At 46.2% G+C, this 15084-nt stretch carries 15 protein-coding genes and 1 tRNA gene; 3 read left to right on the top strand and 13 right to left on the bottom strand.

The window, feature by feature from the left end; genetic code table 11:
* Positions 1-14: 14 nt before the first annotated feature.
* Together CHH60_RS09430 and CHH60_RS09435 are read left to right on the top strand one after the other, a co-directional pair.
* Entirely contained in the window at positions 15-560 is a 546-nt protein-coding gene (locus CHH60_RS09430) for an RNA polymerase sigma factor (RefSeq protein WP_095358991.1), read from the top strand.
* On the top strand, positions 535-2184 hold the full coding sequence (locus tag CHH60_RS09435; protein WP_095358992.1) for a DUF4179 domain-containing protein: 1650 nt from the start codon (positions 535-537) through the stop codon (positions 2182-2184). The genes CHH60_RS09430 and CHH60_RS09435 overlap by 26 nt, the downstream gene beginning before the upstream one ends.
* Positions 2185-2401: 217 nt before the next feature.
* On the opposite strand, the gene CHH60_RS09440 is transcribed toward CHH60_RS09435, so the two are convergent.
* The 4 genes from CHH60_RS09440 to nrdR all read right to left on the bottom strand — a co-directional run bounded on the left by CHH60_RS09440 (position 2402) and on the right by nrdR (position 4804).
* A complete protein-coding gene (locus CHH60_RS09440) occupies positions 2402-2923 on the bottom strand; it encodes a MarR family winged helix-turn-helix transcriptional regulator (RefSeq protein ID WP_095358993.1) in 522 nt (173 codons plus the stop codon).
* Between the two features lie 48 nt (positions 2924-2971).
* Positions 2972-3781, bottom strand: coding sequence for an alpha/beta hydrolase (locus tag CHH60_RS09445; RefSeq protein WP_095358994.1), 810 nt, complete (start codon positions 3779-3781; stop codon positions 2972-2974).
* 296 nt (positions 3782-4077) lie between these two features.
* Positions 4078-4150 (bottom strand) — tRNA-Ala (locus tag CHH60_RS09450).
* A 186-nt stretch (positions 4151-4336) separates the two neighbouring features.
* On the bottom strand, positions 4337-4804 hold the full coding sequence (gene nrdR / locus CHH60_RS09455; RefSeq protein WP_095288107.1) for a transcriptional regulator NrdR: 468 nt from the start codon (positions 4802-4804) through the stop codon (positions 4337-4339).
* Between the two features lie 113 nt (positions 4805-4917).
* On the opposite strand from nrdR, the gene CHH60_RS09460 reads away from it, so the two are divergent.
* Positions 4918-5142 (top strand): alpha/beta-type small acid-soluble spore protein, encoded by a 225-nt coding sequence (locus CHH60_RS09460; RefSeq protein WP_095288108.1) that lies wholly within the window; start codon positions 4918-4920, stop codon positions 5140-5142.
* A gap of 155 nt (positions 5143-5297) precedes the next feature.
* On the opposite strand, the gene CHH60_RS09465 is transcribed toward CHH60_RS09460, so the two are convergent.
* The 9 genes from CHH60_RS09465 to CHH60_RS09505 form a co-directional block, all read right to left on the bottom strand.
* Complete coding sequence (locus tag CHH60_RS09465) at positions 5298-5861, bottom strand: lytic transglycosylase domain-containing protein (RefSeq protein WP_095358995.1); 564 nt, start codon at positions 5859-5861, stop codon at positions 5298-5300.
* Positions 5858-6454, bottom strand: a complete 597-nt coding sequence (gene coaE / locus CHH60_RS09470) for a dephospho-CoA kinase (RefSeq protein WP_095358996.1) — start codon at positions 6452-6454, stop codon at positions 5858-5860. The genes CHH60_RS09465 and coaE overlap by 4 nt, the downstream gene beginning before the upstream one ends.
* 9 nt (positions 6455-6463) lie before the next feature.
* Entirely contained in the window at positions 6464-7219 is a 756-nt protein-coding gene (locus CHH60_RS09475; RefSeq protein ID WP_095358997.1) for a manganese efflux pump, read from the bottom strand.
* A 192-nt stretch (positions 7220-7411) separates the two neighbouring features.
* Complete coding sequence (mutM, locus tag CHH60_RS09480) at positions 7412-8242, bottom strand: DNA-formamidopyrimidine glycosylase (RefSeq protein ID WP_095288112.1); 831 nt, start codon at positions 8240-8242, stop codon at positions 7412-7414.
* 114 nt (positions 8243-8356) lie between these two features.
* Positions 8357-11011, bottom strand: coding sequence for a DNA polymerase I (gene polA / locus CHH60_RS09485; RefSeq protein WP_095358998.1), 2655 nt, complete (start codon positions 11009-11011; stop codon positions 8357-8359).
* Between the two features lie 222 nt (positions 11012-11233).
* A complete protein-coding gene (gene phoU / locus CHH60_RS09490; RefSeq protein WP_095288114.1) occupies positions 11234-11893 on the bottom strand; it encodes a phosphate signaling complex protein PhoU in 660 nt (219 codons plus the stop codon).
* A gap of 64 nt (positions 11894-11957) precedes the next feature.
* Positions 11958-12713: a phosphate ABC transporter ATP-binding protein PstB gene (gene pstB / locus CHH60_RS09495; protein WP_095358999.1), complete on the bottom strand. Its 756-nt coding sequence runs from the start codon at positions 12711-12713 to the stop codon at positions 11958-11960.
* A 222-nt stretch (positions 12714-12935) separates the two neighbouring features.
* Positions 12936-14120, bottom strand: coding sequence for a methyl-accepting chemotaxis protein (locus CHH60_RS09500; RefSeq protein ID WP_095359000.1), 1185 nt, complete (start codon positions 14118-14120; stop codon positions 12936-12938).
* Between the two features lie 149 nt (positions 14121-14269).
* Positions 14270-15001, bottom strand: coding sequence for a response regulator transcription factor (locus CHH60_RS09505; protein ID WP_095288117.1), 732 nt, complete (start codon positions 14999-15001; stop codon positions 14270-14272).
* Positions 15002-15084 lie beyond the last annotated feature (83 nt).

A 15084-nucleotide genomic window follows, 5' to 3' on the forward strand; every position in this document is an offset into this window, starting at 1 on the left:
AAGGAGCAGCGGAAGTGACCGAGCACGAACTCTTCTATTCTTACAACAAAGATGTATATCGTACCTGCTTGTATATGCTCAAAAACATTCAGGATGCCGAGGATGTATGCCATGATGTGTTTGTAACTGTGTTTCGGCAGGACTGGAGAAATGTTACACACCTCAAGGCCTGGATTATGCGAATCGCCATGAATCATTGCCTCAACGTCATTCGTAAAAACAAAGTCAAAAATGACAAACAAGACCATCTACAGAAGCAGCATGAACACGAGGCTCTTACTAGAGATTTGGTCGATGGGATGGTTATAGCTAAGTTATCCTTCGCTGAATTGGAACAGCAATTGCGCCAATTGCCTGACAAGCTGCGAAGTGTTGTAACCCTGCGGTACATTGGTGATCTATCTGTTGCGGAAATCTCGAAAATCCTCAATATACGTCAGGGTACCGTTCGATCCAGATTGCACAAGGCTCTTAAATTAATGCGAAAGAAACTGGAGTACTACGAGAAGGTTAACATGAGAGGAGAGAACCGTTTTGAATACAGTAGAATCCAAAATTAAGAATCACATGAAACATTCAGATCACATTGAATATCCAGATTTTGATAAGATGTTTAACAGCATACAGATGGACGAGCTTCGGGTAGCAGATCAGCTCACGGAAAGATCGCAACGCGGTAAGACGAAAGTTGCTATTGTCCTGGGTGTCTCTATAGCGGTAATGGCAACTCCGGTATATGCAGCCTTTCAATATGATTGGAGTGATGTCCTATCCCATAAGTCTGGAATTGAATCAGCTCTCCAAGCGGGATATGGTCAGTCTATTGAACAAAGCGTCACAGCTCACGGAGTGACCTTAACGGTGCATAACGCTTTTGTGGATGATAACCGAACAGTCCTTCTCTATACGATTAAACCCGGCATGGAAACAGACGGAGCAGAAATCAGATATGATCAGATCGTTTTGAAAGACAGTGAGGGTACACCTATTGAAGGACACTATTATCAACAATGGAACGAAGAGCAAGGTGTGTATCAGGGATACTTCGAAACGGACTGGGTGATGTCAGAGAACCTATCCCATCTACAATTTTCCATTACAGGTGTACGATATTTGCAAGACATTCAGGAGGACATTACACTCGATCCCAAGGACACGAATACTCAGAAATTTAATATACAGAAGGACGGAATCGAAACGGTAGAAGTACAGTCCTTCCAGCACACGGAAGATCAAATCATGATTCGTTCCAACGTGACTTTCACAGATGCGGAGTTGAAGGAACAGACTTGGGCCCGAATTACAGCTTATGATCCAAACGGGAACATGATTAAAGAAACGGAAAGCCCAGTCTACGGTATAGCAGGTGCAACCGGAGCATACTCCAGCACGCAAATTTTTAACGAGCAGCAGTTCAAAGAGAGAACAGATCATTTCACCTTCACCTATACACATGAGAAAGAGCGAACAGATGGAACGTGGAACGTCGATCTCTCCTTGTCTAAACAGCAGATGGAAACAGGGGCAGTCAAGAAAGAAATGGATATTCCACTGAATTCATTAGATGGAGAGGCTAGAATCAGTGGAGTAGTGGTGACACCAACCCAGGTTCGTTTAACTATTGATCACCAAAAAGACTACTACAGAATGCCATACCGGACTTATCAGTTGGAAGTGGACGGCAGAGTGTTGGAAGGATACGTTTCCCTCGAAGGCACGTTGAATCCTAACCAGACCGAATTGCGATTTGAACAGTCCGACTCGTCTGTCATAGATGTAAGTTCTGTGGCTAACAAACCCATAACCTTAATCGCGAAGGACCGCGTTGATGAGCATGCTGGTGACCAGACTTCTATTCGTCTAGCGAATATTTCGACTCAGCCACAAACGATAACAAGTGATTATGAAGGGTTCCTTATCAACTGGACTTATTATCTCAAGGATGGGAACCTGTACGTTGGATCGTCCAGCCCTGAGTCTACATTTGGCGGGATCAACCAAACGTATTTCCTTGATGCGGGAGAAAAGCAATACCTAACGCCGCTGTATTTCAACGACTCTGATAATAAACATATGGAAGTATTTCATGATTTTAAAGGTAAGAACATCGATCTATATGTATGGAATTATACAACTAAAGAGCCGGATGGAGAATTACGAATTCCACTTAATAGCACTAAATAGTAACCAAACCTTAACCAAGATGAAAAAACTATTGCGCAGAAAAATGCCCTTGTTCAAGGGCATTTTTCTTATTCCTATACTAAGCTGGTTAATTTAAAAAAGGGAATATCCCTTAATATCCCTTCAAGTTTAATACCTTGAAAGTTAATCCCCTTTTGTTAGGCTCAATCCATACAAGCTAAACTGAATGATACATGTACATCGATAACCCTAGAATTTAATCGCTGCCCGGATCAATTTTAATGAGTTTGCGCGGTTCCTGTTCCTTCTCACCATACCAAACCAGCACATCTGCGAACAGATCCATAATGCGAATAAAACTCTCCTTGTCGGCTGTTGAAATTTGGTCAGCATGCTTAAAGATATCGTCAAAGCAAAGCTCACGGACAAAATCAGTGTACTTTGCGTATACCTCGCGCCCTTTCGCCGAAGGTTTGACATAAATGTCTTTGCGGTTACCGCTTAAATGATATTTTTCGAGCAAGCCTTTTTCCGTCAGATTCTTCACATTCTTGGAGAATGTACTGCGGCTAACGCCCAAACGTGCGGCCATCTTTGACATTTTCTCCTCCTTATCCTCTGCTTCCAGAATGTATTCCAGGGTCTGGATCTGAGAGGCGGAGAACATCACGTCCGTACCATAGCTTCGCTGCAGCTTATAGGTGTTCGAGTATGCATTGCCGTATTTGATTATTTTCTCAATCAGGGTCCGATGGTCGCCCATCCAATCTAATTTCATGAGTAATCCCTTTCATTTTCAGATTCTCTTTCTTTTACTCTACTGAAATTAGATGTGTTTTTCAATCCATGTAATGGCTTCTTCTATGACTTCATGTCTAGTCGGTTCATTAAATATTTCATGCATGAGATGTGCATAGATCTTCAACGTTTTGTCAGTCGAGGCAATGTCTCCATAGAATTCAAGTGAATCCTGCTCGCTCACCAACCCATCATTTGCTCCATGCAGAACGAGCACCGGGTCCACAAACTGCTTGGCATGTTCTTTTAGCCACGCCACGCCGTTCCCTAGGCTATTAAAAAGATCCACAGAAATTTGTTTCTCTACCAGCGGATCACTCGCGTAAGCGGATACAACCTCAGGGTCACTGCATACGCCACTGCCAAGCTCATTCGGGAAATACGTCCCTGTAGGAAGATCAAGCGGCAGTTCACCAGCAACCTTCGTATTGTAACGGGTAAGTGCTCCTGATAAAACAATGCCTTTGACCTTGCCTGGATATTTCGTGCCAAATGATGAGGTTGCAAATCCACCCATGCTATGTCCAATGACGAATACTGGGAGGTCACTGCTCTCTTGCAAAGCCCTCTCAACTACGACATTCACATCCTCGATGATTTGATGAAAATCACTGTAGAATGTACGCTTTCCTTCAGATCTCGCATGACCACGATGGTCGAATCGATATACGTTACAGCCTCGTTTGTTTAATTGCTTCGTTAACTCATCATAACGCCCGGCATGCTCGCAGAGTCCATGGACAATGATCACCGCTGCCTTCGCATCTTCGGCTGTATCCTTGCTGAAATAAAGCTGTGTTCCGTCAAATGATTTAATCGTTGTCTCACTGTGGTTCATACTCATCCCATCCTTTTCATGGTGCTAAAGCATTCAAGAGATCACAACATTGAACCTTGAGCACATTTAGTAAGCATTGTCATGTCCACTCATCCAATAAAATTTAGTGTCTTATGAAGATTATATTGTTTCTTATAGAAACAATATAACATTAGCCTTTCGCTCTTGTCCATCAATCATTTAAGCGTTTACATAAAAATTTGGTGTAAGACAATATGTGCATTTTGGCTACAGACATGGGAAAAGAAATTCATAAAAAGCAAAAAACCTCTTGGATACCAAGAGGTTTTCGAGTATGGAGCCTAGGGGGATCGAACCCCTGACCTCATCGCTGCCAGCGATGCGCTCTCCCAGCTGAGCTAAGGCCCCACATTAATATATGTACTTGTCCGCTTCAGCGATGTTCCACAGGCGACTCCTATATCATATAAAATGCAGCTTTAGCTGTCAATAACTTTTTCAGAATGCAAAGTGTTTGGAGAAGAACAACCTCTGTACAGACATGAACACTCATAATTACAAGCCTAGACTGCTCTTCTCCCTTAACCCACTTCTTTAATCGTCGAGATCCTCTTTGGACAACAACGATTTTAGTTCTTTCATGAACATATTGATGTCTTTGAATTGGCGATACACGGAAGCGAACCGCACATAGGCAACTTCATCAACCGGGAACAATTGCTCCATCAACAGCTCGCCAATCTGGCGGCTTTCCACTTCAGCTTCCGCAGTGTTGCGCAGTGACTTCTCCACCTCGGAAACCATCATCTCCAGCGTCTCTACAGAGACAGGACGTTTCTCACAAGCCCGGATAAGACCACGGAGAATTTTGTCGCGACTAAACTCTTCACGGCTGCCATCTTTCTTAATGACGATCAACGGGGTCTCTTCGACCATTTCAAATGTTGTAAAACGGCGGCTGCACTGCTCGCACTCACGACGACGGCGGATGGATTTTGATTCATTAGCAGGCCTAGAATCCAGCACTTTTGTACCTAGATAGGCGCAATAAGGACATTTCAACTCAGATCACTTCCCATGTTTTTCTTTTACCATAAATTCCCTGTCACTTCTAGTTATGAAAATCGCATTGAAGACACATAATACTTTTACCAACCGCGAGGAGGTGAACAGCAATGGCCCAAAACAGCAACGGTAACTCCAACAACTTGGTAGTAACTCGCGCTTCCGCAGCACTGGAGCAATTGAAATATGAAGTTGCTCAAGAACTCGGAATCAGCATCCCACAAGACGGATACCAAGGTAACATGACTTCTTACGAGAACGGTTCGATCGGTGGATACATCACGAAACGTCTGGTAACAATTGCAGAACAGCAATTGGCAGGTCAATACCAATAATATCTGCATTGTAATACGTTTAGACAGAGGAGCATGGAGCGGCCGGTGAATAACCGGCCTGCTCTGTGCTTCTACTATTAGATAAGACATACGATATCAAAATTCAAATCAAACCGATTGTACTCTAAACTACCGCATAATCCATGCAATTAGCATTAGAACGTATTATAGATCTTTACATACTGATTATAATAATAAATGACTCGTTGTACATAGTGCCGGGTTTCTCCAAAAGGAATATCTTTGACTGTCTCGAATGAGCCGTCCCAGACACCATCTCTGATCCATCCACTTACTTTGCCTGGTCCGGCATTGTAAGCGGCAATCATGGCCGTCTCATTGCCGTCAAACTGTTCTGAGAGGTTACGCAGGTACCATGTGCCAAGCTGAATGTTCCTGCCGGGTTCATGCTTCAGCTCCTCTAGCGAGGTCCCGGGAATTTTGGCCTGCTCCATGATCCAGTTGGCCGTATCCGGCATCAGCTGCATCAGCCCGATGGCACCTCTTCTGGATTCCTTGCTTGTCTTGAAATTGGTTTCCACCTTGATGATGGAAGCGATAAGGAATGGGTCCACCTCATAGCTCTGAGACTGCGCACGAATCTCTTCCTTGTAATGAATCGGATAAAACCACGCCATCCAGTTTGTATTCAGGAACAGCACCAATACAAATGAAACAAACATCAACAGCAGTACCCGTTTCTTGCGCAGTAACTTCATATCAGACCCTTATGATGCAAAAATGAAATAACTTGCTGCTCCGTCTCCGACCATAAGCCGCTGTTGTCAATGACCACGTCAGCACGCTGCTTCTTATGTTCAATATCCATCTGCGCATTAATACGGGCGTCAGCCTGTTCCTCTGTCATACCATCCCGACTCATCAGCCGCTCGCGCTGCACAGATCTCGGGACGTAAACAACGATAACCTCATCAAATTCTTTTTCCAGACCGGATTCAAACAATAAAGGAATATCCGATACCACAAGCTTGTCCGGATAGGTCTGTTCATATGCAGCAGCACGTTCCCGCATCTCCTGGCGAATAGCCGGATGTGTGATTGCCTCGAGGGCTTTACGCTCATCGGGATTTTGAAACACAATGCTGCCCAGCTTTTTCCGGTCCAGTGTCCCGTCTTTATTTAATATGGCTTGTCCAAACCGCTGAACAGCGGCAGCCAAAACAGGATGCCCGGGCATCATGACCTCCCGGGCAATCACGTCTGCATCAATCAGCAGCGCTCCCTTACTGGCAAGAAGGGCGGAAACACTGCTCTTTCCCGTTGCGATCCCGCCGGTTAAGCCAATATTCATCGTTTCACCTCATAACAGCTTCATTATTCCCATAATCATCAGTAACAAAGCAGGCAGTACGGACAGTCTTCTCATCCAGCGTAGAGCTGAAAAGCGCAATCCAACTTTCATGCCTATTAACAGAAATGCGCCACTGAACAGCGCGATGACAAGCGCAGTCCACAATGTGGGGAAACCGAGCAAAGCAGCTCCGAGCCCTGCACCAAAGGCATCCAGTGACAGAGCAATTCCAAGCCACATTGCCTCCTGAGCAGATATGCTTCCCGAATTGTCCATATCCGCTTTGGAAGGACTGCGTAATATTTGAATGACAACACCTAATTTCCGCAGTTCCAATGTAAATACCATGCGTTCCAGTGATCCGCCGGATGCAGATGGTTCAAGATCAAGTGCCAGCACTTGATTTCTGCCTTTGACCGGCGCTGCATTGAGTGCTTGCTCTTCATCTCCGACTGCTTCCGTTCCCTCTTCCGATTCGAGGCGATCCTTCCCCTGCTTACGAATCAACTGAATTAATGACCACGCACCGATGGCAATCAGAATAACCGCACCAACGAACGAAGCCAAATCAGGAGATACCACATGGGATAGGAGTACTCCCACCTGCATGGACAACGCAATGACCAACCCCGAACAAATGGAGATGACAGCAATGGATAACAGCGGGATCTTCGTCCTGCGCAGCCCGTATGTAATCCCGACACCAAAACCATCTAAACTAAGCGCCAAAGCAAGCGCCAGCAATGAAATAAAATGATGCAGCACCCTGGATTCCTCCCCTGTGCGGGAACTCGTTTCCACCTACGGTTACAGGTAGGTATTCGCCCGCTTATTTCTGCCATATCAGTATATGGAGGGAGTAATCCATGGGTGCTACGTTTTAATCATTTCGTTCTTTCGGCACAAATTAAAACCGTAAACGTGTAAAAGACAATTTCAATTTGTATCTTCCTTGGGTTATTTTAATGGTTGGCACTTCGGACAGTAATGCGTCCCGCGACCGCCAACAACGCTTTTCTCAATCAATGTACCACACGTTGTACAAGGCTCGGATTTGCGACCATAGATTTTCAGTTGATGCTGAAACATGCCCATCTCACCTTGTCCATTAACATACGATTTGATGGAGGATCCGCCTGCATTCACGGCATCCTGCAGCGTAGCTACAATAGCCTCGTGCAGCACCGTCAATTGGGCTTCAGTCAGCGTCTTGGCAATGGTTTCGGGGTGAATGCCTGCGCGAAAAAGGGCTTCGTCCACATAAATATTCCCGATGCCAACGACATATGCCTGATTTAACAACACAGCCTTGATTTTGGTTGTCCGTTTACCAACAGCTTCACGAAATGCAGCCACGGTAAATGCCGGATCCAGCGGCTCAAGGCCGAGCTTCAACAAAGGTTTGGATACGAGCTCTTCGCCCGCTGCAAACAAATGCATGGTTCCAAACTGTCGTACGTCCTTGTATCTCAATTCCGTACCATCTGTGAAGTGAAAGATAACATGGGTATGCTTCTCCACTTCTTCGTGCTGCTCGTATACGCCGTATCTACCTTCCATCCGCAGATGGGAGACCAGTACCAGCCCGTCCAACAAAATCCGTAAAAACTTCCCTCTGCGCTCCACTCCGATGATGGTGTGTCCTGCGAGTTCCAGTGCAAATGCATCTATATCGTCCGGCCGCTGAATGATGCGCGGCAAGTTAACGGTTACGCGTTCAATGGTCTTACCTACAACAAGTTGATTCAATGTTCTTCTGACTGTTTCGACTTCCGGTAATTCCGGCATGATGTTCTCACCTCCCCTATATTATAACGGAAGTTGAGCTTCAGCGGGACCCCTTCTTATGTCGAATCGTTGTGAGGAAATGTTTGTAAATAAACGGAAATACATACCGGTTGGTTATTTGGCTTCGTACCAATTTTCCCCGAAACTGACTTCTGCCTTGAGTGGTACCGAGAGCTCCAATGCTTTTTCCATAACGGATGGCACCAGCTCCTTCATCAGCTCCAGCTCATCCGCAGGTACTTCAAATACAAGTTCGTCATGTACCTGAAGCAGCATGCGGCTCTTCAATTGGCGTTCACGCAGCGCTTCATCCATCTGCACCATGGCCAGCTTGATGATATCAGCCGCTGTTCCCTGAATAGGTGTATTCATCGCCGTACGTTCTGCGAAGGAACGCAGATTGAAGTTGCTGGCATTAATCTCTGGCAGGTAGCGACGTCGTTCCAACAACGTTTTAACGTATCCATCCTGGCGAGCTTCCTTCACAATGTCATCCATATATCGCCGCACACCCTGGAAGACTTCAAAATACTGATCGATAAACTGTGCAGCCTCTTTACGCGTAATATGCAGATTCTGAGACAATCCATAATCACTTATTCCATACACGATACCAAAGTTAACTGCCTTGGCGGAACGACGCATATCCCCATCCACATCTTCAGGATTCACACCAAATACATCCGAAGCGGTCTTGGTATGAATATCCATATCATTGACAAACGCTTCCTTCAAGCGCTCATCGTCCGAAATATGGGCCAGTACACGCAGTTCAATCTGGGAATAGTCTGCTGCCAGAATGGACCATCCTGGCTCGGAAGGAACAAATACCTTCCGGATTTTGCGACCTTCTTCCATCCGAATCGGAATGTTCTGCAAGTTAGGGAATTGGCTGCTAAGTCGTCCCGTTGCAGCAATGGTCTGACGATAATACGTATGCACCTTGCCATCCCGATCAGAAATCTCTTTAAGCAAGCCCTCCACATAAGTGGATTGCAGTTTGGCAAGCTGACGATATTGCAGAATATGCTTGACCACATCATTATAAGGAGCCAATTTCTCCAAGACTTCCGCATCTGTGGAATAGCCTGTTTTTGTTTTTTTCACCACTGGCAAACCCAGTCTATCAAACAAAATCTCACCCAGCTGCTTCGGTGAATTCAGATTAAATTCCGTTCCTGACAACTTGTAGATCTCAGCCATCAATCTGCTGATCTGTTCTTCAAACTCACTGCCCAGTGCTTGCAGATCGGCTGTATTGGCCTTGATGCCCTGCTTCTCCATGTCCGCCAATATACGTGACAATGGCATCTCAAGCTCGTGGAAAAGCGAGTTCATCTCATCGCCCGCCAGTGCCTGCTCCTGAAGTGGAATAATGGCTGCGACTGCAGCAGCTTTGCGGCACAGGAAATCGCCCAGTATCTCTGCTTCCGGCACCTTGTACTTGGCCCCTTTCCCCATAACCGTGTCATCTTCCACGAGTGATGGCAGACCATACTTGGTTGTGAGTCCACTAATTGTCTGGTTGGATTCCGTTGGATCAAGCAAATACGCTGCCAGCTGTACATCGAAAGATGCGCCAGCGAATTCAATACCATGTGCATGAAGGGCCAGGTCTACACGATGAAGATCATACCCGCGTTTCGGTTGTTCTGAATTACCGAGCCATTCCCGCACTGGAGCCGCTGCCTCGGAATGAAGCACTTCGGGAGATATGAACGTATAGGTTCCAGCGGAACCTACAGCAAGTCCAATCAATTTTGCTTGGTGCGGGTTATCCCCATGTGTCTCCACGTGCAGTACATCAATGGAACCCAGGGAACTGAACAGCTCACTTATGTTCTCCTCTGTTGCAATAGAGGACTCTACCTCGGCAGCAGGGACCGCTTCCTGTTCAGAAGCAATGCTGCCACTGAACGACAGGCGTTCGAGCAAGGATTTGAATTCCAGCTTGGCCAGTGCAGGACCAGCCTGTTCTTCTTTTAATCCAGCGAACTGCATGTCATCCCAGGTTTGCTCCAGTGGCACTTCGCGGTGAATGGTCGCCAGTTGTTTGCTCATCCGAGCATCTTCGGCGTGGGCCTCAATCTTTTCTTTCATCTTGCCTTTCAGTTCACTTGTCCCGTTCAACACATCTTCTACCGATCCGAACTGATGCAGCAGCTTCAACGCTGTTTTCTCTCCAACTCCCGGAATACCCGGAATATTATCCGACGCATCGCCCATCAGGCCTTTGAGATCGATAATTTGGAGTGGCGTCAGACCATACCGTTCCTTAATTTGAGCAGGGTCATACAGTTCGATATCCGTTACCCCTTTGCGCGTGAGACCGATATGTACATGTTCGGAGGCAAGCTGCAGCATATCCTTGTCACCCGATACAACCAATACCTGTCTTCCAGCCTCGTCTGCGCGTTTGGTTAACGTTCCGATGATATCGTCCGCTTCAAACCCGGCCAGCTCAAACTGGGCAATACCCAATCCTTGTAGCAATTCTTTGAGTAATGGAAACTGTTCCGACAGCTCGGGTGGTGTTTTTTCCCGGCCACCTTTATACTCCTGATAACCTTCGTGACGGAAAGTGACTTTGCCGGCATCAAATGCCACCATAACATGAGTCGGCTTATGCTCTTCCAGCAATCGGAGCAGCATGGTGGTGAAGCCATACACCGCATTGGTATGCAATCCTTTTGAATTCGTCAGAGGAGGCATTGCAAAAAATGCCCGGTAAATAATGCTATTTCCATCTATGAGAATAAACTTTTCCATTCCAGCACCTCACGTATCGTATGGTCAAACCCTCAAGTACATCTACTCTCATGATAACATACACACCTGTTACTACAAAAAAGATTGCTCATCTTTTTACACATTCTATCCAGCAAAAAAAGAACTCTCTCCACAGACAGCCTGTCGCTTGCAGGCCGCCGGGAGAAAGTCCCTTGTTTTTGCAGCAAATCGTCCCCAATTCCAATGATTTGCCGTTAATGATTATTGGTTCAAATCCGGACGTTTACCTGTTACCAGATAAACCGTGCTCTCCCCAATGTTGGTTGCATGATCACCTATGCGTTCAATATACCGTCCTACCAACATGAGCAGCATGGCCTGAGAGGCCTGAGTTGGATGAGAGGTCATGAAACTGTATAGATCGCCAATCATATGACTGTACAGCTGGTCAACCTGGTCATCCGTTTGTGCCATTTTGTAAGCCAGATCCGTATTTTCCTTCAGGAATGACTCGATGGATTCATCAATCATCTCTTTGACGATTTCCGCCATACGCGGGATATCCACAAGTGGTTTAATCAGCTCCTGGCCTTCCATACGAAGCGTAACTTTGGCAACGTCCAAGGCGAGATCGCCCATACGCTCGAGATCACTTGAGATTTTGAACGCCACAATAATACGGCGCAAATCCTTCGCGACTGGCTGCTGGGTAATAATCAGCTTGGAGCCAAGTTCCATGATTTTGTCTTCCAGCGCATTCAGATTCGCATCATTCTTGATGATGACCTGAGCTTTCTCAGCATCCAATGTCCGTAAACTCTCAATAGCACCATCCAATGCCGTTCCTACATGCTCACCCATTTGCCGAAGCAAAATGCGAAGCTCTTCAAGCTCCTGATCAAATTCTTTTCTGCGAATCATAGGTTTCCATGTCCCCCTTGTCCATCATCTCCGGATACGCCGGGTTCGTTCGAATTCAGCTTGCTTAACCGAACCGTCCGGATATATAATCCTCGGTCCGGGAATCCTGGGGCGTGGAGAACAGCGTTTCTGTATCAGCGGCCTCCACAACCTCACCATTCAGGAAAAACACAGTCTTACCCGATACGCGGGCAGCCTGATGCATGTTATGGGTTACCATGACGATGGTGTACTTGTTGTGCAGTTCCTTGACCAGTTCCTCGATCTTTAATGTCGAGATGGGATCCAGGGCCGAAGTGGCTTCATCCATCAGCAATACATCAGGCTGTACCGCGAGGGCTCGTGCAATACAGAGACGCTGCTGCTGACCGCCCGACAGACTAAGCGCCGATTTTTTAAGTACATCCTTGACTTCATCCCACAATGCAGCGTGTACAAGACTTTGCTCAACCAACTGATCCAGCTCCGCCTTCTGGGTAACGCCGTGCAAACGTGGGCCGTATGCGACATTATCATAGATTGATTTTGGAAAAGGATTGGGCTGCTGAAACACCATGCCTATTCGTTTGCGCAGCGTTTCAACTTCGATTTCATTACTGTAGATATCCGATCCATCGAGCAGAACTTGTCCCTCGACACGTACTCCCGGAATCATGTCATTCATCCGGTTTAATGTACGGAGCAATGTGGATTTACCACAACCTGACGGTCCGATGAATGCAGTTACAGTTCGTTCCGGCAGGTCCATTGATATATTTTTAAGCGCATGATGCGTATCATAGTACAGATTAAGTCCTTCAATGTGAATGAGTTCCTTCATGGATGTTCACTTCTCCTTCGCTGGAGGGACAGACCAAGCTCCCTTTACGTTGAGGCCGAGGCCAGATCAATAAATATTTTAGCTTCTCGGTCATCCTTAATATCCTACCTTCTTATTGTAAAAAGAGTATCACTTTCATGTTAACGGAATGTAAAAAAGACATCGTTCACAAGCCATGACCTTCCCGTTACGATCATAGATGGTAAATGATGTCTATCTTGTTTACAATTCTCCCCCAGAAATCATAGAATCCAGTTTTTTTCGGATATAATCCGCCACTTCTCCAGTCTGCTTGCCTTCCTCTGCGATATTGGCAGCAATATGCAGCATACCTTCCACGGCAGAGTTTAAACGATTGAAAGCTGCACTTCCTTCGGTAACATGTGCAGAGCTATCGTCAATTTCAGCAGCACTGGCGCGAACCAGTTCAACGGTTTGTCTGGTTAATTCACCGATCCCCTCAAGCAAAGAGGACATATCTCCAGCAACCTCACGGGTTTGCTTGGCTAAGGCTCGAATTTCACCAGCCACCACTTGGAAGCCTCGCCCATACTCGCCAGCGTGAGCTGCCTCAATGGAAGCATTCATGGCAAGCAACGCACTCTGATCGGCCAGAGAACGAATGGAATGTGCCATGCCCGCTCCGATTTCTATTGAGGTCAGCATATCATTAGCGTGCTGGCGTTGTCCTCCCATGTGCTGATGTACGCGGTTATACGAAGCCTCAACCTGCATAAGACTGCTTGCACCCTGTTCAGACAATTGAATAATTTGTTTCGCATCTTCTCCTGTCTTTCCAGCGGATTGAACCAGTTTCGTAATCGACTCATGGATCCGGGATATTTCTTTCTGGCTCTCGGTAATGGTGTGAATGCGCTCTTTTCCAGCCTCGTGCTGCATCCTTCTGGAAAGGGACATGAGATCCCGCATGGTTAATACGCCAAGCAGCCTGTTCTCCTCCGTTACAATGATGCAATCATAGAAATGCTCCTCACTTCGTGACAAAGCTACATCAATCACTTCTGGCGCAGCAGCCAGTACATCCACGACTACCGGAGATGAATCAGCAACATGTGATATGGACTTGCGATAAAACAAATCCGCGGCGAAACGTCCATTCAGTATTCGATACAAGGTTTCCCGCATCAATAACCCCAGTGGGCGATTCTGATCATCACCCAATACTACACATGGATATTTCTGTTCCTGACTCAGTATGCTGGCAGCCTCTCCACAGGTGGTATTCACCCCCACCATGGGAACCTGACGGCAGTATTCTCGGATGGACACCTGGTTGTTAAGGGTTAATTCTGTAAGATCATCCTGAGTTAAACGAATCGAGTCATCCTCATGCTTATATGTATCTTCTACGGATAGATCAGGCTTCTCTTCGAGCAACGTGGGCATAAATGCGCAATCTCCTTTACGTATGAGCTCCGTCCTGAGATGGGTTATGTAGGTCCTAAGAATCACTCGGACAAGTTCATGCTACTCCCTCTATGTAAAGGAAAATAAAGGTTTATGTAAATCGGACGTAAAATAAAACTCCCCGATCATTACGAACTTGAATGATGGGGAGTTTTTCTTTTTACAACCAGTTTATAACCTACACCTCGAATGGAATCAATGTGTACGGATTCCGGGTCCAGCTCCAGCTTTTTACGTAATGAACTTACATGGACGTCAACGGTGCGCTGGCCTCCGATATAATCGAAGCCCCAGACCGCATTCATCAGGTCATCACGTGTAAGTACAACGCCTGGCTTCTTGGCCAAATAGAGCAGAACTTCGAATTCTTTAGGACGCAGACTTATGGATTGTCCACCCAGCGTCACTTCATACTTCAGTGGATAGATCTCAAGTTCGCCAAGTACAATTCGTGAACCATCCTTGTCCTCTGGCTGAGGCAGGTCATCACCATTGGAATATCTTCTTAATACTGCGTCCACTCTGGCAAGCAGTTCCGAAACGCCAAAGGGCTTTGTAATATAGTCGTCAGCTCCAGATTTCAGACCCTGTACCACCTCGGCTTCACCGTTCTTCGCCGTAAGGATGATGACGGGTGTAGTTACACCCTGAACTCTTAATTTGTTCAGAATATCCAGACCGTTCATTCCGGGCAGCATCAGATCCAGCAGGATCAAATCAAAGTCCTGAGAAACTGCACGGTCATATCCTGAAGATCCATGATCCTCAGCGGTAACGTCATAGCCTTCCTGTGTCAGGTTGTACGTAAGTAATCTCGATAATGTAGGTTCATCTTCAATAACTAGCAAACGCTGTGCCATGATACCCCTTCTCTCCTTATAGGTTGTCTGTTGCCACAACACTTTTTATATCATAGCACTTATTTGTTAACGCTGTGTAAAGC

The sequence above is a fragment of the Paenibacillus sp. 7523-1 genome (assembly GCF_002276415.1).
Taxonomy (GTDB): Bacteria; Bacillota; Bacilli; order Paenibacillales; family Paenibacillaceae; genus Paenibacillus; species Paenibacillus illinoisensis_A.